Origin of the sequence: Curtobacterium sp. 'Ferrero' (assembly GCF_002412165.1) — a bacterium.
Classification (GTDB): domain Bacteria; phylum Actinomycetota; class Actinomycetes; order Actinomycetales; family Microbacteriaceae; genus Curtobacterium.
On the sequence record NZ_NXIA01000002.1, the window covers coordinates 126,458 to 148,130 of the forward strand.

Sequence of the window (21,673 nt, forward strand, 5' to 3'; positions counted from 1 at the left end):
CGGTGCGCCTCGGTCCGTGCGCCTCGGTCAGCGCGCGTCGGTCCGTGCGCGTCGCTCGGTGCGCGTCGGTCCGTGTGCGTCGTTCACTGCTCGGAGGGCTCGGACCGGACGATCAGGGTCTGCACGAGGCCGGCGGCGAGCGGTGCGAGGCGGATCTCCACGCGGAGCCGCCCGGAGGTCCCGGGGAGCCACCACCGCAGGTGTGTCGGGGTCAGTGACTCCTCGGCGACCGGTTCGGCACCGAGGTCCGCACCGATCGCGGCCGCGGCCTCGGCGATCGCCTGGCGTCGACGCTCGTACGGTTCGTCGAGGGCCACGTTCGGGGTGCAGACGGCGTCCGCCGTGGCGTCGTCCCAGTGTCGGAGCAGCTCGGTGACCCTGCCCTGGGCAGCGCGCGTCTCGGGAGCCACCCGCGGCGCGTCGGTGCTGCTCCCGTGGGCGCTGAGGACGAGGTCCAGCGCGGTCGTGGCCGCAGTGGCGACCTTGGCCTGGGTCGCGTTCTCGAAGGCGACGACTCCGAGGCCGTCGCGCGTCGACCAGCGCATGTGCGCGGAGAACCCCGGGTAGCCGCCCGAGTGCGAGGCGATCGGCCCGGACCGCTCGTCCTGCTCCACGAACAACCCGAGGCCGTACGCCGTCGCGCGGGTCGCACCGGGCAGGACCGACGGCGGGACGACCCGCAGTGCCTGCTGCATCGCCCGGCGGTCCGCCGGGGAGAGTGGCCCGGGCTCGGGCGTCTCCGAGAACGCCGAGGCGAGGTGACGGCCCCAGCGGGCGAGGTCCGTGACCGTGGAGAAGAGCCCACCGATGGCCGAGAACGCTCCGGGACCGGACAGCGGCAGCTGCTCCCAGCCCGTGCCGTCCGGACGCGTGCCGACGACCACGAAGCCGTCCGAGCGGTCTGCGGCGAACACCGTCGCGTCGAGCCCGAGCGGTCGGAGCACCGCCGTCGTGGCCGCCTCGGTGTACGGCCGGCCGGTCACGACCGAGACCACCCGACCGAGGAGTGCGTAGCCGAGGTTCGAGTAGGCGAAGCCTGTGCCCGGCACGCTGTCGAAGAGCAGCCCCGCGGTGAGCACGGCGTCGAGGTCCGCGTCCGTGGTCGACTCCTGTCGGTCCGCCCAGGGGTCGTCCGTCGGGAAGCCGGCGGACATCGTCAGGAGCATGCGGAGCGTCGGGACGGGGGAGTCCGGGGTCGGGAGCCGGACAGCGTCGAAGGCGGGGACGAAGTCCGTCACCGGGGCGTCGAGGTCGAGCCGGCCGTCAGCGACGAGGGTGAGGAGGGTCGCGGCGGTGACGCTCTTGGTGCACGACGCGATGCGGTACACCGTGTCGGCGTCGGGTGCCCTGCCGTCGCCACGGTCGCCGTGGCCGCCGGAGGCCACCAGCCCGTCGCGGTCGAACACGCCCCACACGCTGCTCGGGGCGACCCCGTTGGCGACCCGTTCGGCGAACACGCGGTCGACGCGGGCGAGGACGTCGTCGTCGACCGTCACGACCGGCGCATCCGGTCGTACGCGTCGAGCGCGCGCTGGCGGGTCTCCTTGAGGTCGACCATCGGCTCGGGGCGGTCCTCGTCGGCGGGGACCCAACGTCGGACGTACTCGCGGTCGGGGTCGAATCGTTCGAGCTGTCGGTCGGGGTTGAAGACGCGGAAGTAGGGTGCCGCGTCGAAGCCGGAGCCCGCGACCCACTGCCAGTTGCCCGGGTTGTTCGCGGCGTCGGCGTCGACGAGCGTGTCCCAGAACCACTGCTCACCAACCCGCCAGTCGACGAGCAGGTTCTTCACGAGGAAGCTCGCGGTCGCCAGTCGGACGCGGTTGTGCATCGCCCCCGTGTGCCAGAGCTCCCGCATGCCGGCGTCGACGAGGTCGAAGCCGGTCGTGCCCGTCCGCCAGGCGTCGAGCTCGGCATCGGCGGGGTCGCGCCACGGGAAGGCGTCGAACTCCCGTCGGACGTTGACGGTGGCGATGTCGTCGCAGTGGAAGTACTCGTTCCAGTTGAACTCGCGCCACGCGAGCTGCCGCAGGAACGCGGGTGCCTGCTGTCGCTGGTGCGGGGCGAGCTCGCCGTGCAGGCGGTGCCACACCTGGTAGGGGCTGATCTCGCCCCACCGCAGGTGCGGGGAGAGCCCGCTCGTGGCGTCCGTCGCGGGTTCGTCGCGCTGGTCGTAGTCCTCGAGGGCGTCGTCGACGAAGTGCTCCAGCCGTCGGTGCGCACCGAGCTCGCCGGGCGTCCAGGCGTCGCGGAGTCCGCCGGCCCAGTCCGGAGCGGTCGGCAGCAGCGCCCAGTCGGCGAGCTCGTCGCCCGGCACCTCGGCGGGAGCGGGGAGGTCGCGCGGCTTCGGGAGCGGGTGCCGCGGCTCCGGCATTGCCTGCGCCGCGCGCCAGAACGGCGTGAAGACCTTGAACGGCTCGCCCTGGCCGGTGAGCACGGTCCACGGCTCCCAGAGCAGGTTCGCGGCGAAGCTGTGGGCGTCCACTCCGCGGTCGTGCAGCGCGGTCTTGATGCCGGCGTCGACCTCGCGCTCGGCGTGGCCGTAGCGGCGGTTCCAGTAGACGGCGTCGGCACCGGTGGTGGCCACGAGGTCGTCGACGACCGCAGCGGCGGCACCCCGTCGGAGCACGAGCCGCGAGCCGCGCTCGCGCAACGAGGCGTCCAGCGCGGCCAGCGAGTGGTGCAGCCACCAGCGTGCCGCGCCACCGATCGGTCGGACACCGTCGGACTCCTCGTCGAGGACGTACACGACGGTCAGGGCGCCGCCGTGGTCGATGCCTGCGCGGAGGGCCGGGTTGTCGGCGAGCCGGAGGTCGTCCCGGAGCCAGACGAGTGCGCCGCTCACACCGCTGCCGCGTCGGTCGGGGCGGTGGCGCGCCGGCTCGGCGTCGCCGTGGTGCGTCGGAGCTTGGTGCACAACTCGGTCAGGGTGCGGAGCTCGGCGTCGGTCAGGCCGGCTCCGACCTGCTCGGCGATCGTCGCGGCGTGCTGGACCGCGACCGAGCGGTAGACGTCGAACCCGTGCGGGGTGAGCGCGACGTAGACCCCGCGGGCGTCGGCGGGGTCGGGCTGCTTCTCGACGATCCCGCGGGCGGCGAGCCGGTCGACGAGTCGGCTGACGCTGGGCTGGGTGAGCAGGAGGTGCCCGGTCAGGTCGCGCATCCGGGAGCGGCGCCCGGGCTGTGTCGAGAGGTTGAAGCACACGTCGTACTCGTTGAAGGAGATCTCGCCGCCGGGGAACTCCGCGTTGAGGTTCCGCATCACCTGCACCTGCGCGCGGAACAGGGCTTCCCACGCGGCGACCGCCGTGGCCTTGTCACTCACGATCCGCTCCCTCCAGTCTGTCGACCAACCCTACCGAGGGCACCCGACAGCCGGACGGGAGCGCAGTAGCGGCCCGTCCGGAACGCAACGAGGGCCGGCCGCCCAGTGGACGACCGGCCCTCTCCCTTGCACCAAGAGTTTCCTGCAATCACATTCCACAGGCGGTGCCACAGCAAACACTGCCTGCGGTTCCGACTGTATAACGAACCGGTAACGGCACGCTAGTGCCAGCCGGCGTCGTTCGCTGCGAGTTCACCAAGAGCCGCGACAGCAGCCCCGGTGAGCGATCAGAACAGGTCGGGCGACGGCGTCGAGGCGTAGCGCACGGCGACGTCCGCGTGCCGGTCGAAGCGGTACCCGACCCCGCGCACGGTCCGGACGATCTCCTCGAAGGCACCGAGCTTCGCGCGCAGTCGTCGGACGTGCACGTCGATGGTCCGCTCGTTCGGGGTCTCGTCCTCGCCGTCGGACCACAGGCCGTCGATGATCGCCGAGCGGTCCACGGTCCGCCCCTCGCGGAGGACGAGGAACTGCAGGAGCTCGAACTCCTTGTACGTCAGCGGGGCGGGCTCCCCGTCGAGCGTGACGCGCTTGCGCGAGATGTCGATGACGACGCCGCTCTCCTCGGGTTCGGGCTTCTCGGCCTGCTTGCGCGCGGCGACGGCGGAGCGGTCCTGGAGCGCGAGCCGCACGACGTCGACGTCCCGTCCGCCGGAGCCCTCGGCGGCGACGGCGACCGCGGCGTACGTCTCCGACGTCGGCACGAGCTGGGCCGTCAGCGCCTTGAGCTGCTCGACGACCGCCGCGAGGGTGGTGCCCGCCGCCGCGGCCTTCGCCTCGTCGATGCCGACGTACAGCGCGAAGCCGCGGGCCTCCGTGCCCTCGGGCAGCGCACGGTTGCGCTGCGGGGCCACCACCGGGCTCGTCGGCGCCGGGGCGGTCTGCGGCGTGGCGGGCTCGCGACGGGGACGCAGCGGCGTCACCGTGCCGAGGTCGGTCGTGGCCGGAGCAGCGGAGCGGAGGGGGGTGCGGGGCTGAGCGATGGTGAGCGACATGGCGGGGTCTCCGGGAGGAAGGCCGTGGCGAGGTGGACGGACGGCCGGTGTCGAATGCGTCGGCCCGGGTGCGGCGGTGCGCCGATCCTCCCAGCGGTCCTGCTGCGGACCGGGGAGCCCGGGGGAGCGGGGAGCGAACCCGTGCGGACGGCGGTGCGCGTCGTCGACGAGGTCGTCACCCGGGGATCACGCGCGCGCGACCGGGGTGGGGTCGCGGGGGATCCGGCTGGAACGGGTGCCGATCAGGCACACATTCGACAACGCATGACCGACGCGTCCGGCATCGTCATGCCGGTGGTCCCCAGTGCCTCGATGAGGACCGGTGCCTCGATCAGGACGCGGGCGGACGCGGGTGCAGTCATGGCATGAGTATGGGTGGGATACCAACGTGGTGTCAACCGTCCGCGCGGACGGTGCGGTCCGCGAACAGGCGGCGAGACGGACGGGAGGCCCGTGGCGATCCCGCCACGGGCCTCCCGTCCGTCCGCGGTGGTCGCGGACGCGACCGGTGTCGGCTACTCGGCCAGCCCGTAGAGCCGGTCGCCCGCGTCGCCCAGCCCGGGGACGATGTAGCCGTTCTCGTCGAGCTTCTCGTCGAGCGCGCCGAGCACGATCGTGACGTTGCGGTCACCGACGGCCCGCTCCACGGCGTCCAGCCCCTCGGGCGCGCCGAGGATGCACACGCAGGTGACCTCCTCCGCGCCGCGGTCGAACAGGAAGTCGATCGCCGCCGCGAGCGTCCCGCCGGTGGCGAGCATCGGGTCGAGGACGAAGCACTGCCGGTCGGACAGGTCGTCGGGCAGGCGCTCGGCGTAGGTCTGCGGCTCGAGGGTCTGCTCGTTGCGGGCCATCCCGAGGAACCCGACCTCGGCGGTGGGGACGAGCTTGACCATGCCCTCCAGCATGCCGAGGCCTGCGCGGAGGATCGGCACCACGAGCGGGCGCGGCCGGGCGATCGCGACGCCCATGGTGTGCGCGACGGGCGTGTCGATGGGCGTGGCGGTGACCCGGACGTTCCGCGTGGCCTCGTAGGCGAGGAGCGTGACCAGCTCCTCGGTCAGCGCGCGGAAGGTCGGCGAAGGGGTCGTCCGGTCGCGGAGCACCGAGAGCTTGTGGGTGATGAGCGGGTGGTCGGCGACGTGGACTCGCATAGGGTCGAGCCTACCGTCAGTCCGACCCCTGACCGACGAACCGCCGCGTGCAGACGACCGACCAGGTCCCGCCCCGACGACCAGACAGGAGAGCCCCGTGGAAGCACCCGCCGCACGTCCCTGGATCGACGCCATGCAGCTGGCGCTCGTCGAGGCGCGTGCGTGCCTGGCCACCGGCGACGTCCCGGTCGGGGCGGTCGTCGTCGACGCGGACGGGAGGGTCGTGGCGCGGGGACGCAACGAACGCGAGGCGCGGCAGGACCCCACCGCGCATGCCGAGGTGCTCGCGCTCCGGGCAGCGGCGGCGGCCACGGGGGACTGGCACCTGACCGACCACACGCTCGTGGTGACGCTCGAGCCGTGCGTCATGTGCGCGGGGGCGGTCCTCGCCGCCCGGGTGCCCCGGGTCGTGTTCGGGGCCTGGGACCCGAAGGCCGGGGCCACGGGCAGCGTCTACGACGTGGCACGCGACCGTCGGCTGCCGCACCGGTCGGAGGTCGTCGGCGGCGTGCTCGAGGCCCCCTGCGCCGCGGTGCTCGACGAGTTCTTCGGCGCGCGTCGCTGACCCGCCGTCAGGCGATCACCAGATGACGGCGATGAGGACGTTCACGATGGCGAGCGCGCCGGCGGAGTGGAAGAACGGCAGCGCGGCCTTGTCCTTCGCCTGCCCGGCGTCCGCGCGCTTCTGCCGGGCCCGTGCGACCAGCGCGAGGACGAGGGCGACCACGGCGATCACCAGCTTGACGCCCAGCTTGACGTGGTTCGCCCCGCCGTCCGTCGTCGCGTCGATCACGCCCATGAGTCCCAGACCGGTGACCAGCTGGGTGACCAGGCCGATGATGACCCAGTTCGTGTCGAACCCGCCCTTGCGCCGCACCTGGAACAGGAACGACCCGATCACGGCGGCCAGGCCGATGAAGTGCAGGATGAGCAGGACGTCCTTGAGTGCGGTCATGTCCACATCGTCCGGCACCGGGCGGGCGCGCCGCCAGTTAGGACGACCTCACCGCCGGGCGCGGCCCGTCCGTCGCCCGTGGGTCGGTAGGGTCGCGGGCATGACGATCGCACTGCCCCGCACCGCCCTGCTCGGCGTCGGCTCGATGTCCGGCGCCGTCCTCGACGGCCTGCTCGCCGCCGGCCTCGACCCGTCGACCGTGACCCTCACGACGAAGTCGGAGGCCTCCGCGGCGGCGCACCGCGCCCGCGGGCTCGACGCCCGGGCGAGCGACTCCGACGCGGATGCCAACCGCGCGGCCGTGCGCGGCGCGGGGCTCGTCGTGGTCGGGGTGAAGCCGTACGCGGTCGGGGAGCTGCTCGACGAGGTCGCGGCGGACCTCGAGCCGGGGGCGGTCGTCGTGAGCGTCGCCGTCGGCACGACGACCGCGAGCATGGAGGCGCGGGTGCCCGGCGGTGTCCGCGTCGTCCGGGCGCTGCCGAACACGCCGATCGGCGTCGGGCGCGGGGTCACCGGGATCAGCGCCGGTGCGACCGCCGACGAGGACGCCGTCGCCCTGGCGTCGTCCGTGTTCAGTGCGTCGGGATCGGTCATCGAGGTCCCCGAGTCGCAGCTCGACGCGCTCTCGGCCGTGTCCGGCTCCGGGCCCGCCTACGTCTTCCTGCTCGTCGAGCAGTGGCAGCTGGCCGCCGAGGAGATCGGGTTCACCCCCGAGCAGGCGGCCACCATGGTGCAGGGCACGGTGCGGGGCGCCGTCGCGCTCCTGGAGTCGTCCGACCGGTCGCCGGCCGACCTCCGCCGGGCCGTCACGAGCCCGAAGGGCACGACCGAGCGCGCGGTGGCGGTGCTGCAGGACGCCGACCTCGCCGACACGCTGCTGCGCGCGTCGCGCGCCGCCATCGCACGCGCCGAGGAGATCGCGGCCGGCTGAGGCGGACGCCCGGAGTCGTCACCACCTGACGGACGGGAGGCACGGTGCCGGCCCGCACCGTGCCTCCCGTCCGTCGCGTGGGTGGGCCGTCCGTCAGGTGCGGACGTCGGTCACTCGACGGCGGCGAAGCGCTCCAGGTCGGCGGTCGAGCCGGAGACGATGATCACGTCGTCCTCGCCGATGACGCTCTCCGGCGTGGCGGGCACGAACGGCCCGCCAGCGGACTTGATGCCGAGCACCGTCAGCCCGAAGCGGGTGCGGATGACGGTCGTCGCGAGGTCCTTGCCGCGCACCGCACGCGGCGGGAACATCTTGACGACCGCGAAGTCGTCGTCGAACTCGATGAAGTCGAGCATCCGGCCGGAGACCAGGTGCGCGGTGCGCTCACCGGCCTCCCGCTCCGGGTACACCACGTGGTTCGCGCCGATGCGGGACAGGATCATGCCGTGCGACCGGCTGATGGCCTTCGCCCAGATCTGCGGGATGCCGAGGTCGACGAGGTTCGCCGTGATGAGCACGCTCGACTCCAGGTCGGAGCCCGTGCCGACGACCGCGATCGCGAAGTCCTGCGCACCGATCTGCCGCAGGGCGTCGATGTCCGTCGCGTCGGCCTGCACCGCGTGCGTGACCCGGTCCGACCACTTCTGCACGAGGCCCGCGTCGGTGTCGACCACGAGGACCTCGCGGTGCTGTCGCTCGAGCTGCCCGGCCGTGGCCGCGCCGAACCGGCCGAGTCCGATCACGAGCACCGGGGCGTCGTGACTGACGGCCGTGGCGAGCGGGTGCGACGACGGCAACGGTGAGCGGGTGCGGTCAGCCAACGATCGGCCTCTCCTCGGGGCGACGGAACAACTGCCGGCTCTGGCTCGCGGCCAGGGCGGCGGCGATCGTCACTGTACCGACCCGACCCAGGAACATCGTGGCCGCGAGCACGTACTTGCCGGCCTCGGGGAGCTCGCCCGAGATCCCCGACGACAGCCCGCACGTGGCGAAGGCGGAGATGACCTCGAACAGGACGCGGTCGAGGGAGTCGCCCGTGATCTGCAGCAGCACGATGGTGGCCACCGCGACGATCGTGGCGCCCCACAGCACGACGGCGACGGCCACACGGAGGACGTCGCTCGGGATGCGGCGGCCGAACGCCTCCATGCTCCTGCGACCGCGGGCCTCGGCGACGGCGGCGAGGAAGAGCACCGCGAGCGTCGTCACCTTGATGCCGCCGGCGGTCGACGCCGAACCCCCGCCGATGAACATCAGCATGTCCGTGACGAGGAGGCTCGCGCCGTGCATCTGCTCGACGTCGATCGTGGCGAAACCCCCGGAGCGGGTCATCGTCGACAGGAACAGCGCCTGGAACGCGGTGTGGCCCGGCCCGGCGTCGCCGAGCGTGCGGGGGTTCGCTGCCTCGAGGGCGGTGTAGACGGCCGCGCCGCTGACGAGCAGGACCGCGCTCGTGACCAGCGTGAGCTTGACGTGGAGCGACCACCGGCGGGGCGTGCGGAACTGCTTCGCGACGGTGCGGATCACCGGGAACCCGATGGACCCGGCGACGACCGCCAGCATCAGGAGCGACAGGAACCAGTAGTCGTCGGTGAACGGTCCGAGGCCGGCGGCGTTCGGGCTGAACCCGGTGTTCGTGAAGGCCATCGCCGCGTAGTAGAACGCGTACCCGACCGCCGTCCAGAACGGGAAACCCGCGACGAGCACCGACGGCAGCAGCAGCACGCCGACGACGACCTCGATCGTCACGGTGCTCACGGCGACCGTCGCGAGGAGCGTGCCGACCTCGCCGAGCCGGACCGCCTGGCCCTCCGGCACCGCCCCGGCGTGCGTCCGCAGCGGGTTCGAGTCGCCGGCCGCCATGAGCTTCGCGCGCAGGCCGAGCCGGCGCGTCACGACGAGCCCGAGGATCGAGGCGAACGTGAGCACCCCGACGGCCCCGATCTGCGTGCCGACGACGATGACGACCTTGCCGAACACCGACCAGTGCGTCGCCATGTCGACGGTGGACAGGCCCGTCACGCACACGACCGACGCGGCCGTGAACAGGGCGTCGGCGAAGTGCGTGGGTCGGCCGTCCGCTGCGGCCCACGGCGTCGTGAAGAGCGTCGTGAACACCAGGATCAGTGCCACGAACACGAGGATCGCCAGGCGGGACGGGGACGACCGGAGGACGGCACCGATCCGCGACACCCGGAGCCGCACGGCGCTCGCCGGCGCCGTCAGCGGTTCCGAGCGGTCGAGCATCGTATGCCTCCGGGGACATGGGCGGGACGCCTGGCATGGTACATCCGTGACGGGGCGGATAGCCTTGCCGCATGGCCGACATCTTCACCGTCGTGGCGGACCCGACCCGACGCGAGCTGCTCGGTGCGCTGCTCGCGGCGTACGGTTCCGACGTGACCGGCGGGGAGCTCAGCGTCGGACAGCTCGTCGAGAAGCTCGGGGTGAGCCAGCCCACCGTGTCGAAGCACCTGCGTGTGCTGCGCGACATCGGCCTGGTGTCGAGCCGCGAGGAGGGGCAGCACCGCTACTACCGCCTCGACCCGGAGCCGCTCCTGCCCGTCGAGGAGTGGGTGCTCGCGTTCACCGGTGCGGTCGACGCCGACGGCACCCCCGCGACGACGGCGTGGACCCCGGACGGTCAGCCGGTGTCGGTGCGCCGCAACGGGGCGGCGGGCAAGGCCACGGTCGAGGTCGGCACCGAGCTCGGTCGCGTGATGGCGGAGGCCTCCTACCGTGCCAGTGCCGCGCTGACCGGGGCCCAGCAGGGGTGGGAGCGGGTCGTCGACCGCGGGCGCAAGCGCTTCGCCCGCCGCGGCGACGAGGACTGACCCGGGAGCACCGTCCACGAGGCACGCGCTCCGGGTCGCCACCGTGGCCGAGTCGTGACCGGATCCCTGGACACCGCATCCCAGCGGCCCCTACAGTTACCAGTGACCACACAGGTCACACCCGTTCCCCGTGCCGCTCGTGCACGTGCCCCCCGAAGGCGGATCATGACCGGCAGTTTCGACGACGTGCGATTCCTCACCGTGGCCGAGGTCGCGGAGATGATGCGCGTGTCGAAGATGACCGTCTACCGCATGGTGCACGCCGGGGAGCTGCCGGCGATCCGGTTCGGCCGGTCGTTCCGGGTGCCCGAGTCGGCGGTCGCGGACGTGCTCCGCGGCGGCGTCGCCGACGTCGGCTGACGGCCGCCACCGGCCGCTCCGAGGCGCCCTGTTCGACAGGACCGGCGCGCTCCGCTAGACTCGGCCGGGTTGATTTTCCGCGGTCCCGTCGGGCGCGGTGTCCACACATCAGCATCGTTCCGAGCGAGGTCCACTATGGGTTCTGTCATCAAGAAGCGCCGCAAGCGCATGGCGAAGAAGAAGCACCGCAAGCTCCTTCGCAAGACGCGCCACCAGCGTCGCAACAAGAAGTAAGTCCAGTACTTGCACCCGAAGCCCCGGTCCGCCGGGGCTTTCGTGTTCTCCGGGCCGTTCGTGTTCCCCGGCCGTTCGTGTTTCCCCGGCCGTTCGTGTTCGGGCGGCCGGGTACGCTGACCCCATGCCCGTCGTGACCTTCCTGACGAAGCCCGGATGCCACCTGTGCGACGACGCCCGACCGATCGTCGAGCGGGTCGTCGCGGAACACCCCGGCACCACGCTGCAGGAACGGTCGATCCTCGACGACGACACCCTGCGGGTCGAGTACGCGGAGGACATCCCGGTCGTCCTGATCGACGGGCGCGTCCACAGCAACTGGCACGTCGACGCCGACCGGCTCGCCCGTGCCCTCGAGAAGGCAGAGGTCTCCGCATGATCCACCACGTCGTCGCCTGGACCCTCCGCGAGGACGTCGACCGCGACGCCTCGATCGCCCGCGTCCGCGAACTCCTCACCGGCCTCGTCGGCACCGTGACGTCGATCCGCTCGCTCGAGGTCGTCGAGAACGTCGCCTACCCGGACAAGAACAGCGACCTCGCCGTCGTCGCCACCTTCGACGACCTCGCCGGGCTCGACGCCTACCAGGTGCACCCCGACCACCAGGCCGCCGCCGGGGAGATCCGCGGACTGGTGTCGGGGCGGGCGGCCATCGACTGGGAGAGCTGAGCCGCGCCTCCCGGTCGCAACGGAACGGCCCCCTCCCGCACGGGAGGGGGCCGTTCTCGCGCGGGCGCGGGGACTACGGGGTGAGGCGCGTCGGGCCGCGGAAGAGGTACGTGACCTCGCGGATCGACGGCTCGTGCAGCGCGAGCATGAGCACGCGCGCGAGCCCCATGCCGAAGCCGCCGTGCGGCGGGACGCCGTAGCGGAAGAAGTCGAGGTACCAGTCGATCTCGGCGGTGTCGAGACCCTTCTCCTCGGCCTGGGCCGCGAGCCGGTCGACGCGGTGCTCGCGCTGGGCGCCGGTGGAGATCTCGGCACCGTTGAACAGCAGGTCGTAGCTGTTCGTGAGCGTCGGGTCGTCCTCGTGGCGCATGTGGTAGTACGGCCGGATCGAGGCGTCGTAGTCGGTGACGAACACGAACTCGGAGCCGTGCGTCTCCTTCGCCCAGGCGCTCACGCGGCGCTCGCCCTCGGGGTCGAGGTCGCCGTCGGCACGGACGACGTCGTAGCCGCTGTCGGCCACGATCTTCCGGGCCTCGGCCAGGGTCACGCGCGGGAACGGGGCGGTCGGCACGACGAACTCGAAGCCGAAGACGTCCTCGATCTCCTTGCCGTACTTCTCCTTGACGGCCGTGAAGCCGGCGACGAGGACCTCCTCGTGCATGGCCATGACGTCCTGGTGCGACTCGACCCAGGAGATCTCGGCGTCGACGCTCGTGAACTCCGTGGCGTGGCGGCTCGTGAACGAGGGGTCGGCGCGGAAGGCGTCGGCGATCTCGAAGACGGCACCGAACCCGGCCGGCTGCGCCATCTGCTTGAAGTTCTGCGGCGACTGCGCGAGGTACGCGGTGGTCTCGAAGTACTCGAGCTGGAAGAGCTCGGCGCGCGACTCGGACGCCGACGCCATGAGCTTCGGCGTGTGGATCTCGATGTAGTCGCGGTCGACCCAGTACGAACGGAACGCGTGCTCCATCGTCGTCTGGATGCGGAAGATGAGGTTCTGCTTGCGGTTGCGCAGGTCCAGGAAGCGCCAGTCGAGGCGCTTGTCGAGCGACGAGTCGTCCGCGATCGGGGTCTCCGGGATCGCGGCGCTCACGACGTCGAGCGACCCGACCTTGACCTCGAGTCCGCCGAGCTTGACGCGCTCGTCGTGCTTCAGCGTGCCCCGGACGTGCACGAAGGTGCCGTGGGCGAGGCCCGAGATGTCGTTCGTGATGGCCAGCGCGGCCTGCGCAGCGTCGTCGCCGTCCTCGGCCTCGCGCGTGGCGGGGTTGACGAGCTGGGCGGCGCCGGTCTCGTCGCGGAGCACGACGAACTGCACCTTCTTCTGATCTCGGACGGTCTCGACCCATCCGGCGACGGAGACGGGGCCGTCGGGGAGCGCGGCGAGGTCGGCGATGCGGGTGCGTTCGATCACGGGGGTCGAGTCTAACCGGCTCGGTCCGAGCCCGCTCCACAGCTCCTGTTGGCCGGTGTCCGGTCTGCCGCGGTCGCTCCGCCGGACAGCCCACTCCTGCACAAGCGCCCGGCTGCGCGGGGTTCTCCACAGACCGGCCGGGAGGCGCGGCTCGCGCCCGACGGGTCCGTAGCGTCGTCGACGTGGCCGGGTCGCGAGTTCGAGGGAGGTCCCGTGACGGCAGGGACGGAGGGGCTCGCGGCCTGGCCGCCCGCTGCGGTCGCAGTCGTGTTGGCCGCAGCGTGCACCGCCGCGTTCACGATGCTCGTGGCGCTGGTCGGCGGGGTCTGGGCGGTGGTCAGGTGGCGGCGGGACGTCGCGCGCGAGGAGCGAGACCGCGCCTGGTCGCGCCTCGTCTGGATCGTGGATCAGGCGTGTGACGCGGACGTCGGTCGATCGGAGATCGGCCTCGTGGGCGCCGACACGATGTACGACATGCAGATGCTTCGCGAGGACGACGCGGTGCTCGGCACGATGGTGCTGGGACTGATCACGGGGAGGGAACACAGATGACGGCGGACGATCCGGTCCTGGCCTTGATCGAGCGCCGGCAGGAGGAGTGGCGTGAGCGCATCAGACGGAAGTACCGGCTGCGGCCGTGGAAGGCCCGGCGTCTGATCTGGGAGCACGACGAGCTGCTCCGACGACAGACGGAGTGGAAGACCGCTCGCCGGGAGCGCCGTCGGCTGATCGACGCCGGGGAACTGTCAGGGGAGCGACGCGCGGAGTGACCCGAGCGTCTCGACGAACTCCTCGGCCATCCCCGCGCGCTCGACGAGCTTCGCGTGCCGCTCCCGCGCGTCCTGCAGGTACTCGTCCAGCCGTGCCGCGAGCGCGGGCTCGTCGTCGGTGTCACCGTCCGTGCCGCGGTTCCGCAGGGCGTCGACGACCCGGAGCAACTCGGCCATCTCGTCGAGCGTGAAGCCGAGCGGCTTCATCCGGCGCACCACGAGCAGCCGCTCCAGGTCCTGCTCCGTGTAGACCCGGAAGCCACCCGACGTCCGACCGCTCGGCACGAGCAGGCCGACCTCGTCGTAGTGCCGGATCGTGCGCAGCGACATCCCCGCGCGTTCCGCGAGCTCGCCGATGTGCATCGTGTTCATGAGGCGCAACCGTAGCAACCCGACCCTGACGTGACGGTAGAGTCACCGCCGATGTCCGTGATCACCCACGCCCCGACGCCGCCCAGTGTCATCGCCGCCCTCCGTTCCCCGCGCATGCTCACCCGGGAGGTCCTCGCCGGTGTCGTGACGGCCCTGGCCCTCATCCCGGAGGCGATCTCGTTCTCGGTCGTGGCCGGGGTCGACCCGGCCGTCGGCCTGTTCTCCAGCGTCGTGATCGCGGTCGTCATCGCGATCGTGGGCGGTCGACCCGCGATGGTGTCGGCGGCCGCCGGCTCGGTCGCCCTCGTCATCGCACCGCTCGTCCGCGACCACGGCATCGCCTACCTCGTCCCCACCATCGTGCTCGGCGGCGTCATCCAGATCGTGCTCGGACTGCTCGGGGTCGCCCGGCTCATGCGGTTCATCCCCCGGAGTGTCAACGTGGCGTTCGTCAACGCGCTGGCCATCCTCATCTTCACCGCACAGCTGCCGAACCTGTTCGGCGGCGACGTCCCGCTCGTCGTCTGGCCCCTCACCGCGCTCGGGATCGCCGTGATCATCGGCTTCCCCTTCCTCACCAAGGCCGTCCCCGCCCCGCTCGTCGCCGTCGTCGTCATCACCGCGATCACGATCGTGTTCGGCGTGGCGGTCCCCACGGTCGGCGACGAGGGCGCCCTGCCCACCGCCCTGCCCGGGTTCTCCGGGATCACGACGCCGTTCACGCTCGAGACCCTGCAGATCATCGCGCCCTACGCGTTCGGGGCGGCGATCGTCGGGCTCATCGAGACGCTCCTGACGGCACAGCTCGTCGACGCGATCACCGAGACGCGGTCGAGCGGGTGGCGGGAGTCGTGGGGGCAGGGCATCGCCAACATCGCATCCGCGTTCTTCGGCGGGACGGGCGGCTGCGCGATGATCGGGCAGACCGTCATCAACGTGAAGACGGCCGGCGCGAGGACACGGATCTCCACCTTCGTCGCCGGCGTCTCCGTCCTCGTGCTCACGATCGTGCTGCACGACCTGGTCGCGGAGATCCCGATGGCGGCGTTGACCGCCGTCATGATCATGGTCTGCGTGGCGACCTTCGACTGGCACAGCATCCGGCCGAACACGCTGCGCCGCATGCCGGTCGGCGAGACGGTCGTGATGGTGCTGACGGTCGTGGTCGTCGTCGCGACCGACAACCTCGCGACCGGCGTCCTCGTCGGCGTCGTCGCCGCCGCGCTCGTCTTCGCACGGCGGGCCGCCCACGTGGTGACGGTCGACCGCGAGCTCGTCGACGAGCACACGGTCCGGTACCGCGTGCGGGGTGCGCTCTTCTTCGCGAGCTCGAACGACCTCGTCACGCGGTTCTCCTACGCCCAGGACCCCGAGCACGTGATCGTCGACCTGTCCGGTGCGCACGTGTTCGACGCGAGCACCGTGGCCGCGCTCGACGGGGTCGAGCAGCGCTACGCGCAGCACGGTTCGACGGTCCGGGTCGAGAACCTCAACACCGGCTCGGTCGCGATCCACGGGCGGCTGTCCGGCCACCTCGGCTGAGTGGTCCCCGAGGTCGAGCGTCCGCGCACCGTGCTGAGCGTCCCCGCAGCAGTGAATCCCCTGGGCGGGGGGTGGGAGCGCCAGGGCGACCTAGACTGGAGGCCATGCCCGCGACCCGAGTCCACCTCGTCCGTCACGGCGAGGTGCACAACCCCGACCGTGTCCTCTACGGTCGGCTCCCGGGCTTCGGACTGAGCGATCTCGGCAAGCAGATGGCCTCGGCCTCGGCGGCCGCCTGGCACGACGCCGGCGTCGACGTCCGGCGCATCGTCGCGTCCCCACTGCAGCGCACGCAGGAGTCCGCGGCGCCCTGGGCGCAGGCCTACGGTCTCGAGGTCGCCCTCGACGAACGGCTCATCGAACCGACGAACCGCTACGAGGGACAGCCCCCTGGGTTCACCAAGCGGTCGCTCGGCCGTCCGACGGAGTGGCCCTGGATCGCGAACCCGTTCCGTCCGAGCTGGGGCGAGGCGTACGAATCGATCGCCAACCGCATGCTCGCGGCCGTCGACACGGCCTGGGGGAGCGTCGACGGCGGTGACGTCGTCCTCGTCAGCCACCAGCTCCCCATCTGGATGGTGCACCGGCGACTCGCCGGCGAACCGCTGTGGCACGACCCGCGGAAGCGGCGCTGCGACCTCTCCAGCATCACGACCCTCGAGCGTGTGCCCGCCACGCCGAACGGTCGCTTCACCGAGGTCGGGTACGCGGACCCGGCCGAACGGCTGCGGGCGTCTGCGATCGACGAAGGAGCAGTGTGATCACGAACGGCAAGCGGATCGTCACCGTCGTGGTGACGGCGGTCATCGCGGCGACGGCGCTCGCCGGGTGCTCGTCGAGCAACGACAAGCTGTCGCAGCAGTACGGCAACGGCACCACGCAGAACTACATCTCCGGCGACGGTGCGGTGACCGAGGTCGCCGCCGACAAGCGGACCGACCCGATCTCGTTCGACGTCGAGAGCATGACGGGTGAACGGCTGTCCTCGAAGGCGCTCAAGGGCAAGGTCGTCGTCGTCAACTTCTGGTACGCCAGCTGCCCGCCGTGCCGCGCCGAGGCGAAGTACCTCGGCAAGGTCGCGGACAACTACTCGACCGACCAGGTCCAGTTCATCGGGGTGAACGTCCGCGACGAGCAGGGCACGGCCGAGGCGTTCGAGCGCACCTTCGGCACCGACTACCCGACGGTGCTCGACCAGAAGACCGGCACCATGCAGCTCGCGATGTCCGGCCAGGTCGCCCCGAACGCCGTCCCCGCGACCATCGTCCTCGACAAGGAGGGGCGGGTCGCAGCTCGCGTCCTCGGCGCGATCGACGGTCCCGGCATCCTCAACACGCTGATCGGCGACGAGTTGTCGGGCAAGGCCAAGGCCTCCTGACCGTGGCCGCCAACCCCTTCGCCGACGCGATCCTCAGCGGCCAGATGGCCGTGGCGCTGCCCGTGGCAGCGCTCGCCGGGCTCGTGTCGTTCCTGTCCCCGTGCGTCCTCCCGCTCGTCCCGGGCTACCTCGGGTACGTCGGCGGGGTCGCGGAGGGTGGGCAGCGGCGCGGACGCGTGGTCCTCGGTGTGCTGTTCTTCATCCTCGGGTTCACGGCCGTCTTCGTCGCCTACACGACGGTGTTCGGGGCGCTCGGCTTCTGGCTCGTCCGGTGGCGGGACGTCATCACGCAGGTGCTGGGCGTCGTGGTCGTCCTGATGGGCCTGGTGTTCGTCGGACGCTTCACCTTCCTGCAGCGCACGATCAAGCCGAGCTGGACCCCGGCGACGGGGCTCCTCGGCGCACCGCTGCTCGGCATCGTGTTCGGACTCGGGTGGACCCCGTGCCTCGGCCCCACCCTCGCTGCCATCAACCTGCTCAGCGTGCAGGCCGGCAGCGCCTGGCAGGGCATGTGGCTCGGCGTCGCCTACTGCCTCGGTCTCGGCATCCCGTTCGTCCTCGTGGCGCTCGGGGCGGGCTGGGCCACCGGGGCGATCCGCGCCGTGAAGCGCCACATGCGCGTCGTCAACATCATCGGAGGAGCGATCCTGATCGTCATCGGTCTGCTCATGGTCACCGGCATCTGGTCGGCCGTCATGTCGAGCCTCGGGGCGGTGATCCAGAGCTTTGTCCCGGCAGTCTGACCAGGAGGCCCAGGAGGCCCAGGAGGCCCAGGAGGCCCAGCAGTCGCAGGAGACGCAGGAGGGCACAGACCGCGTCTCCGACCCGCAGCGCCCGTCCGACCACGTCGACGCCGCTCCGGCACGGCGCGAGCCGTCGGACCGCGGCGGTGCCGACGTCGCGCAGCCGAAGCTCGGCCTGGTCGGCTACCTGCGCTTCTTCTGGCGACAGCTCACGAGCATGCGGACGGCCCTGTTCCTGCTCATGCTGCTCGCCCTCGCCGCCATCCCCGGCTCGCTCGTCCCGCAGCGGACGGCCGACCCGAACGGCGTCGTGCAGTACAAGGCCGACCACCCGGCGCTCTACCCCGTGCTCGACAAGCTGCAGGTCTTCGACACCTACACCTCGGTGTGGTTCTCGGCGATCTACCTGCTGCTCTTCATCTCGCTGATCGGCTGCATCGTCCCGCGCACGAAGCACCACTGGCAGGCGCTTCGGACACGACCGCCGAAGACGCCGGTGCGGCTCGGCCGGCTCGCGGGCTTCCGCACCGTGCCGGTGGACGCGACCAGCGTCACGACCGCGGGCGACGGGGCGGGCGCCACCACGGGCCTCCCGTCCGTCGACGACGCGGTGACGCGTGCCATGGCGCTCCTGAAGCGCTCCGGGTACCGCGTCGAGCGGTTCGGCGACTCGGTGAGCGCGGAGCGCGGCTACCTGCGCGAGACCGGCAACCTCGTGTTCCACGCGGCCCTCGTCGGCGTCCTGATCGCCGTCGGCGTGGGCGGCGGCTTCGGGTTCACCGGCCAGCGCCTGCTCGTCGAGGGACAGACGTTCTCGAACAGCCTGGTGGCGTACGACTCGTTCAACCCGGGCCGGTGGTTCCAGCAGGGCGACCTGCAGGGCTACAACCTGACGCTCGACAAGTTCGTGACGAAGTACGAGGAGAAGAACCTCAACGCGCTCGGCCAGGCGCTCGACTACGACGCGACCGTCACGACCACGACGAAGAACGGCGTGACCAAGACGCAGCGGCTCGGCGTGAACGACCCGGTCTCGATCGGCGGCACGAACGTGTACCTGCTCGGAAACGGCTACGCCATGCAGGTGACGATCCGCGACGGCAAGGGCAACGTGGCGTTCAAGGACGTCGTGCCGTTCCTGCCGCAGGACGCGAACTACACGTCCGTCGGCGTGATCAAGGTGCCGGACGCCGTGCCGGACCAGCTCGGCATCCAGGGCTTCTTCTACCCGACCGCCCAGCAGATGTCGACGGGAGCGTTCGCGAGCGCCTACCCCGACACCGAGAACCCGCTGCTGAGCCTGCAGGTCTACACGGGCGACCTCGGGCTCGACGACGGCGTGCCGCAGAGCGTCTACACGCTCGACACGAGCGGGCTCAAGGAGATCGCCGGGCGTCAGGCGAAGGCGGCCGCCATCGAGCTCAAGCCCGGCCAGACCAAGCAACTGCCGGACGGCGCCGGGTCGATCACGTTCGACGGGGTGAAGCGCTACGTCTCGCTCGACGTGCACCACGACCCCGCGCAGCTCTGGGTCGGCGGGTTCGCGCTCCTGTCGACGCTGGGCCTGCTCACCTCGCTGTTCGTGCCGCGTCGCCGGGTGTGGGTGAAGGCCGTGCCGCGCAGGGGCGCCGAGCACGGCGAGTACGACCTCGAGTACGCGGGTCTCGCCCGCGGTGAGGACCCCAACCTGGAACGGGCCGTCGCGGACATCGCGAAGCGGCACGTGTCGGACCTCGGAGTTAGGATGCCGGAGTGAACATGACCGCGACCCTCGCCAGCTACTCGGTCGTGCTGACCTACTCGGCGATGGCCGTCTACGTCATCGCGTTCATCTCGTTCGCCCTCGACATGGCCAAGCGGGCGGGCAACGTCGCGGCCGGTGCCACCGCAGCGGCCCCGGCACGTGCCGCGAAGTCGGTCGCGACCGTGCAGGGCGGGACCGTCGTGCTCGAGAAGGTGGAGCAGGACACCCGCCCCGAGACGGGCAGGTCCGGCACGAAGTTCGAGCGCGTCGGCATGGCGATGATGATCCTCGGGGTCATCCTGCACATCGGGGCGGTCGTGCTCCGGGGGATCGCGGCCGACCGCGTGCCGTGGGGCAACATGTTCGAGTTCTCCCTGACCGGCACGGCGCTCATCGTGCTGATCTTCCTCGGGGTGCAGCTCTGGCAGAACCTGCAGTTCCTCGGCGTGTTCATCTCCGGGCTGACGCTGATCCTGCTCGGGGTCGCGACGGTCAACTACTACGTCCCCGTGGTCCCGCTCGTCGCGGCGCTGCAGTCGTACTGGCTGGTCATCCACGTCTTCGTCGCGATCGCCGGCACCGGCTTCTTCGCGCTCGGCGCCGGTCTGGCCGTGTCCCAGCTCGTGCAGACCTACCGCCAGGGCCGTCCGTCGACGGGCAAGCTCCGCTTCATGGAGACCCTGCCCGACGCCGACCGGCTCGAGGTCCTCAGCTACCGGGTGATCCTCGTGGGCTTCGTGCTCTGGACCTTCACGCTCATCGCCGGCGCCATCTGGGCCGAGCGTGCCTGGGGACGCTACTGGGGGTGGGACACCAAGGAGGTCTGGACCTTCATCATCTGGGTCGTCTACGCCGGGTACATCCACGCGCGCGCGACCCGCGGATGGCGTGGTGCCCGGTCCTCGTGGCTGGCGCTGATCGGCTTCGGAGCGGTGATGTTCAACTTCTCCGTCGTGAACGTCTTCTTCAAGGGGCTGCACAGCTACTCCGGGCTGTGAGCCCGCAGACGTGGCGGCGCGCGGTCTGACGACGCGCGACCCGACGGTCGTCGGACGGGAGGCGCGGTGCCGGTCGGTACCGCGCCTCCCGTCCGTCGGCAGGAGGCGGGGAGGCCACGAGGAGATCTGCCCGCGCTGGCGCCGCAAGCGCGCCGCAGGTCCGCCGGAGCGCGCAGCGCGCCCGCGCCGCGGTGGCGCGCTCGTCAGGCCGCGAGGAGCGCGTGCACCCGCCGGAGCCGGTCGCGCCACCACGCGGTCCGTTCCGGCGATGCCGCACGCCGTTCCAGGAGCCCTCGGTCGACGGTCGCCCGCCGCACCGGAACCCGGCCGTCCACAGGCAGGAGCGGCGACACGCTGACGTCTGCCGCGAACATCGCAGCCGTCCCGAGGCCCGCCGCGTACCCCGGTGCCATCGACCGGGCCGCGAGGAACGCCCCCATCCCGAGCCCGACGGAGGTGTCGAGCGCACTGGACACCACGCAGGGGAGCCCGGCCTCCCGCACGATCGCGGCTGCCGCCGTGACGCCGCCGAGGGGCTGCGCCTTCACGACGAGGACGTCCGCGGCTCCCGCCCGGGCTACCGCCAGCGGGTCGTCGGCCTTCCGGACGCTCTCGTCCGCCGCGATCGCGACGCCGAGTCCCGCGGTCCGGCGTCGGACCTCGGCGAGACCGGCGACGGTGGCGACGGGCTGCTCGGCGTACTGCAGGTCGAAGGGGGCGAGCCGCTCGAGCGCGACGACGGCCTGGTCGACGCTCCACAGCCCGTTCGCGTCCACCCGCACGGCCGCGTCCGGTCCCATCACCCGTCGGACCTCGGCGACGCGGGCGACGTCGTCGTCGACCGTCGTGCCGGGTTCGGCCACCTTCACCTTCGCGGTCGTGCAGCCGGGGTAGCGGGCGAGCAGGTCGGCGACCGCGGCGGGGTCGACCGCGGGCACGGTGGCGTTCACCGGCACGGAGTCGGCAGCGGGCTCGTGCGCGGTCCAGCCGAAGTCGACGGCGGCACGGAGCCAGGCGGTGGCCTCGGTGTCGTCGTACTCGACGAAGGGCGAGAACTCCGTCCACCCCTCGGGTCCGCGGAGCAGCAGGGCCTCGCGTTCCGTGATCCCGCGGAACCGCACCCGCATCGGGAGGGTGACGACGTGGGCGTCGGCGAGCAGGGCGTCGAGGTCGGGGAGCACGAGCCCATCCTCCCAGCGGAG

General features: G+C 71.8%; 26 protein-coding genes. 15 read left to right on the top strand and 11 right to left on the bottom strand.

What is annotated here, in order from left to right:
- Nucleotides 1–83: 83 nt before the first annotated feature.
- From Csp2054_RS02670 to upp, 5 genes are all read right to left on the bottom strand, one after another.
- Nucleotides 84–1,496, bottom strand: coding sequence for a serine hydrolase domain-containing protein (locus Csp2054_RS02670; protein WP_176491525.1), 1,413 nt, complete (start codon nt 1,494–1,496; stop codon nt 84–86).
- Nucleotides 1,493–2,842, bottom strand: coding sequence for a cryptochrome/photolyase family protein (locus Csp2054_RS02675; protein ID WP_096897767.1), 1,350 nt, complete (start codon nt 2,840–2,842; stop codon nt 1,493–1,495). The genes Csp2054_RS02670 and Csp2054_RS02675 overlap by 4 nt, the downstream gene beginning before the upstream one ends.
- Nucleotides 2,839–3,321, bottom strand: a complete 483-nt coding sequence (locus Csp2054_RS02680) for a MarR family winged helix-turn-helix transcriptional regulator (protein ID WP_255252587.1) — start codon at nt 3,319–3,321, stop codon at nt 2,839–2,841. Before Csp2054_RS02680 ends, Csp2054_RS02675 begins: the two co-directional genes overlap by 4 nt.
- Before the next feature lie 287 nt (nt 3,322–3,608).
- The gene (locus Csp2054_RS02685) at nt 3,609–4,376 is read right to left on the bottom strand and encodes a winged helix-turn-helix domain-containing protein (RefSeq protein WP_096897769.1); all 768 of its coding nucleotides are present in this window, start codon (nt 4,374–4,376) and stop codon (nt 3,609–3,611) included.
- Between the two features lie 515 nt (nt 4,377–4,891).
- The gene (upp, locus tag Csp2054_RS02690) at nt 4,892–5,527 is read right to left on the bottom strand and encodes a uracil phosphoribosyltransferase (protein ID WP_096897770.1); all 636 of its coding nucleotides are present in this window, start codon (nt 5,525–5,527) and stop codon (nt 4,892–4,894) included.
- Between the two features lie 133 nt (nt 5,528–5,660).
- On the opposite strand from upp, the gene Csp2054_RS02695 reads away from it, so the two are divergent.
- Complete coding sequence (locus Csp2054_RS02695; protein WP_096898007.1) at nt 5,661–6,092, top strand: nucleoside deaminase; 432 nt, start codon at nt 5,661–5,663, stop codon at nt 6,090–6,092.
- Between the two features lie 15 nt (nt 6,093–6,107).
- Here Csp2054_RS02695 and Csp2054_RS02700 read toward each other — a convergent pair whose 3' ends face one another.
- Nucleotides 6,108–6,482 (bottom strand): hypothetical protein, encoded by a 375-nt coding sequence (locus Csp2054_RS02700; protein WP_096897771.1) that lies wholly within the window; start codon nt 6,480–6,482, stop codon nt 6,108–6,110.
- 100 nt (nt 6,483–6,582) lie between these two features.
- Here Csp2054_RS02700 and proC point away from each other — a divergent pair, with 100 nt between their 5' ends.
- Nucleotides 6,583–7,413, top strand: a complete 831-nt coding sequence (gene proC, locus Csp2054_RS02705) for a pyrroline-5-carboxylate reductase (protein WP_096897772.1) — start codon at nt 6,583–6,585, stop codon at nt 7,411–7,413.
- 110 nt (nt 7,414–7,523) lie between these two features.
- Here the strand turns inward: proC and Csp2054_RS02710 are convergent, their stop codons facing one another.
- Both Csp2054_RS02710 and Csp2054_RS02715 read right to left on the bottom strand, forming a co-directional pair.
- Nucleotides 7,524–8,210 (bottom strand): potassium channel family protein, encoded by a 687-nt coding sequence (locus Csp2054_RS02710; RefSeq protein WP_176491548.1) that lies wholly within the window; start codon nt 8,208–8,210, stop codon nt 7,524–7,526.
- Between the two features lie 16 nt (nt 8,211–8,226).
- Entirely contained in the window at nt 8,227–9,660 is a 1,434-nt protein-coding gene (locus Csp2054_RS02715; RefSeq protein ID WP_096897773.1) for a TrkH family potassium uptake protein, read from the bottom strand.
- Between the two features lie 71 nt (nt 9,661–9,731).
- Here Csp2054_RS02715 and Csp2054_RS02720 point away from each other — a divergent pair, with 71 nt between their 5' ends.
- The 5 genes from Csp2054_RS02720 to Csp2054_RS02740 all read left to right on the top strand — a co-directional run bounded on the left by Csp2054_RS02720 (nt 9,732) and on the right by Csp2054_RS02740 (nt 11,510).
- Nucleotides 9,732–10,247, top strand: coding sequence for an ArsR/SmtB family transcription factor (locus Csp2054_RS02720; protein WP_096897774.1), 516 nt, complete (start codon nt 9,732–9,734; stop codon nt 10,245–10,247).
- Nucleotides 10,248–10,412: 165 nt separating this feature from the next.
- Nucleotides 10,413–10,607 carry a helix-turn-helix domain-containing protein gene (locus tag Csp2054_RS02725; RefSeq protein WP_017888579.1) on the top strand — a complete coding sequence of 65 codons (195 nt, stop codon included), beginning with the start codon at nt 10,413–10,415 and terminating at the stop codon, nt 10,605–10,607.
- Nucleotides 10,608–10,742: 135 nt separating this feature from the next.
- Nucleotides 10,743–10,841: a 30S ribosomal protein bS22 gene (locus tag Csp2054_RS02730; RefSeq protein ID WP_003792170.1), complete on the top strand. Its 99-nt coding sequence runs from the start codon at nt 10,743–10,745 to the stop codon at nt 10,839–10,841.
- A gap of 124 nt (nt 10,842–10,965) precedes the next feature.
- Entirely contained in the window at nt 10,966–11,220 is a 255-nt protein-coding gene (locus tag Csp2054_RS02735; RefSeq protein ID WP_096897775.1) for a glutaredoxin family protein, read from the top strand.
- Entirely contained in the window at nt 11,217–11,510 is a 294-nt protein-coding gene (locus Csp2054_RS02740; RefSeq protein ID WP_096897776.1) for a Dabb family protein, read from the top strand. The genes Csp2054_RS02735 and Csp2054_RS02740 overlap by 4 nt, the downstream gene beginning before the upstream one ends.
- Nucleotides 11,511–11,583: 73 nt before the next feature.
- Here the strand turns inward: Csp2054_RS02740 and aspS are convergent, their stop codons facing one another.
- Nucleotides 11,584–12,924 carry an aspartate--tRNA(Asn) ligase gene (aspS, locus tag Csp2054_RS02745; protein ID WP_096897777.1) on the bottom strand — a complete coding sequence of 447 codons (1,341 nt, stop codon included), beginning with the start codon at nt 12,922–12,924 and terminating at the stop codon, nt 11,584–11,586.
- A 213-nt stretch (nt 12,925–13,137) separates the two neighbouring features.
- Here aspS and Csp2054_RS02750 point away from each other — a divergent pair, with 213 nt between their 5' ends.
- The gene (locus tag Csp2054_RS02750; RefSeq protein ID WP_096897778.1) at nt 13,138–13,476 is read left to right on the top strand and encodes a hypothetical protein; all 339 of its coding nucleotides are present in this window, start codon (nt 13,138–13,140) and stop codon (nt 13,474–13,476) included.
- On the top strand, nt 13,473–13,694 hold the full coding sequence (locus Csp2054_RS02755; protein ID WP_096897779.1) for a hypothetical protein: 222 nt from the start codon (nt 13,473–13,475) through the stop codon (nt 13,692–13,694). Before Csp2054_RS02750 ends, Csp2054_RS02755 begins: the two co-directional genes overlap by 4 nt.
- On the opposite strand, the gene Csp2054_RS02760 is transcribed toward Csp2054_RS02755, so the two are convergent.
- On the bottom strand, nt 13,671–14,066 hold the full coding sequence (locus tag Csp2054_RS02760) for a MerR family transcriptional regulator (protein ID WP_096897780.1): 396 nt from the start codon (nt 14,064–14,066) through the stop codon (nt 13,671–13,673). The genes Csp2054_RS02755 and Csp2054_RS02760 overlap by 24 nt on opposite strands.
- 51 nt (nt 14,067–14,117) lie before the next feature.
- Here Csp2054_RS02760 and Csp2054_RS02765 point away from each other — a divergent pair, with 51 nt between their 5' ends.
- The 6 genes from Csp2054_RS02765 to ccsB all read left to right on the top strand — a co-directional run bounded on the left by Csp2054_RS02765 (nt 14,118) and on the right by ccsB (nt 20,471).
- Nucleotides 14,118–15,608: a SulP family inorganic anion transporter gene (locus tag Csp2054_RS02765; protein WP_096897781.1), complete on the top strand. Its 1,491-nt coding sequence runs from the start codon at nt 14,118–14,120 to the stop codon at nt 15,606–15,608.
- A gap of 104 nt (nt 15,609–15,712) precedes the next feature.
- Nucleotides 15,713–16,369 carry a histidine phosphatase family protein gene (locus Csp2054_RS02770; protein ID WP_096897782.1) on the top strand — a complete coding sequence of 219 codons (657 nt, stop codon included), beginning with the start codon at nt 15,713–15,715 and terminating at the stop codon, nt 16,367–16,369.
- Nucleotides 16,366–16,986, top strand: coding sequence for a TlpA family protein disulfide reductase (locus Csp2054_RS02775; protein WP_096897783.1), 621 nt, complete (start codon nt 16,366–16,368; stop codon nt 16,984–16,986). The genes Csp2054_RS02770 and Csp2054_RS02775 overlap by 4 nt, the downstream gene beginning before the upstream one ends.
- Before the next feature lie 44 nt (nt 16,987–17,030).
- On the top strand, nt 17,031–17,729 hold the full coding sequence (locus Csp2054_RS02780; protein ID WP_096898009.1) for a cytochrome c biogenesis CcdA family protein: 699 nt from the start codon (nt 17,031–17,033) through the stop codon (nt 17,727–17,729).
- Nucleotides 17,713–19,485, top strand: a complete 1,773-nt coding sequence (locus Csp2054_RS02785; protein WP_096897784.1) for a cytochrome c biogenesis protein ResB — start codon at nt 17,713–17,715, stop codon at nt 19,483–19,485. Before Csp2054_RS02780 ends, Csp2054_RS02785 begins: the two co-directional genes overlap by 17 nt.
- Before the next feature lie 2 nt (nt 19,486–19,487).
- Nucleotides 19,488–20,471 (top strand): c-type cytochrome biogenesis protein CcsB, encoded by a 984-nt coding sequence (gene ccsB / locus Csp2054_RS02790; RefSeq protein WP_096898010.1) that lies wholly within the window; start codon nt 19,488–19,490, stop codon nt 20,469–20,471.
- A 203-nt stretch (nt 20,472–20,674) separates the two neighbouring features.
- On the opposite strand, the gene Csp2054_RS02795 is transcribed toward ccsB, so the two are convergent.
- The gene (locus Csp2054_RS02795; protein WP_096898011.1) at nt 20,675–21,652 is read right to left on the bottom strand and encodes an o-succinylbenzoate synthase; all 978 of its coding nucleotides are present in this window, start codon (nt 21,650–21,652) and stop codon (nt 20,675–20,677) included.
- Nucleotides 21,653–21,673 lie beyond the last annotated feature (21 nt).

Bases quoted from the DNA above. Each gene is read 5' to 3' on its own strand.
- Csp2054_RS02760 (WP_096897780.1), bottom strand. From the start codon at position 14,066: ATGAACACGATGCACATCGGCGAGCTCGCGGAACGCGCGGGGATGTCG.
- Csp2054_RS02700 (WP_096897771.1), bottom strand. From the start codon at position 6,482: ATGACCGCACTCAAGGACGTCCTGCTCATCCTGCACTTCATCGGCCTG.
- Csp2054_RS02780 (WP_096898009.1), top strand. From the start codon at position 17,031: ATGGCCGTGGCGCTGCCCGTGGCAGCGCTCGCCGGGCTCGTGTCGTTC.
- Csp2054_RS02740 (WP_096897776.1), top strand. From the start codon at position 11,217: ATGATCCACCACGTCGTCGCCTGGACCCTCCGCGAGGACGTCGACCGC.
- Csp2054_RS02715 (WP_096897773.1), bottom strand. From the start codon at position 9,660: ATGCTCGACCGCTCGGAACCGCTGACGGCGCCGGCGAGCGCCGTGCGG.
- proC (WP_096897772.1), top strand. From the start codon at position 6,583: ATGACGATCGCACTGCCCCGCACCGCCCTGCTCGGCGTCGGCTCGATG.
- Csp2054_RS02770 (WP_096897782.1), top strand. From the start codon at position 15,713: ATGCCCGCGACCCGAGTCCACCTCGTCCGTCACGGCGAGGTGCACAAC.
- upp (WP_096897770.1), bottom strand. From the start codon at position 5,527: ATGCGAGTCCACGTCGCCGACCACCCGCTCATCACCCACAAGCTCTCG.
- Csp2054_RS02720 (WP_096897774.1), top strand. From the start codon at position 9,732: ATGGCCGACATCTTCACCGTCGTGGCGGACCCGACCCGACGCGAGCTG.
- Csp2054_RS02730 (WP_003792170.1), top strand. From the start codon at position 10,743: ATGGGTTCTGTCATCAAGAAGCGCCGCAAGCGCATGGCGAAGAAGAAG.
- Csp2054_RS02735 (WP_096897775.1), top strand. From the start codon at position 10,966: ATGCCCGTCGTGACCTTCCTGACGAAGCCCGGATGCCACCTGTGCGAC.
- Csp2054_RS02695 (WP_096898007.1), top strand. From the start codon at position 5,661: ATGCAGCTGGCGCTCGTCGAGGCGCGTGCGTGCCTGGCCACCGGCGAC.
- ccsB (WP_096898010.1), top strand. From the start codon at position 19,488: ATGACCGCGACCCTCGCCAGCTACTCGGTCGTGCTGACCTACTCGGCG.
- Csp2054_RS02755 (WP_096897779.1), top strand. From the start codon at position 13,473: ATGACGGCGGACGATCCGGTCCTGGCCTTGATCGAGCGCCGGCAGGAG.
- Csp2054_RS02765 (WP_096897781.1), top strand. From the start codon at position 14,118: ATGTCCGTGATCACCCACGCCCCGACGCCGCCCAGTGTCATCGCCGCC.
- Csp2054_RS02685 (WP_096897769.1), bottom strand. From the start codon at position 4,376: ATGTCGCTCACCATCGCTCAGCCCCGCACCCCCCTCCGCTCCGCTGCT.
- Csp2054_RS02725 (WP_017888579.1), top strand. From the start codon at position 10,413: ATGACCGGCAGTTTCGACGACGTGCGATTCCTCACCGTGGCCGAGGTC.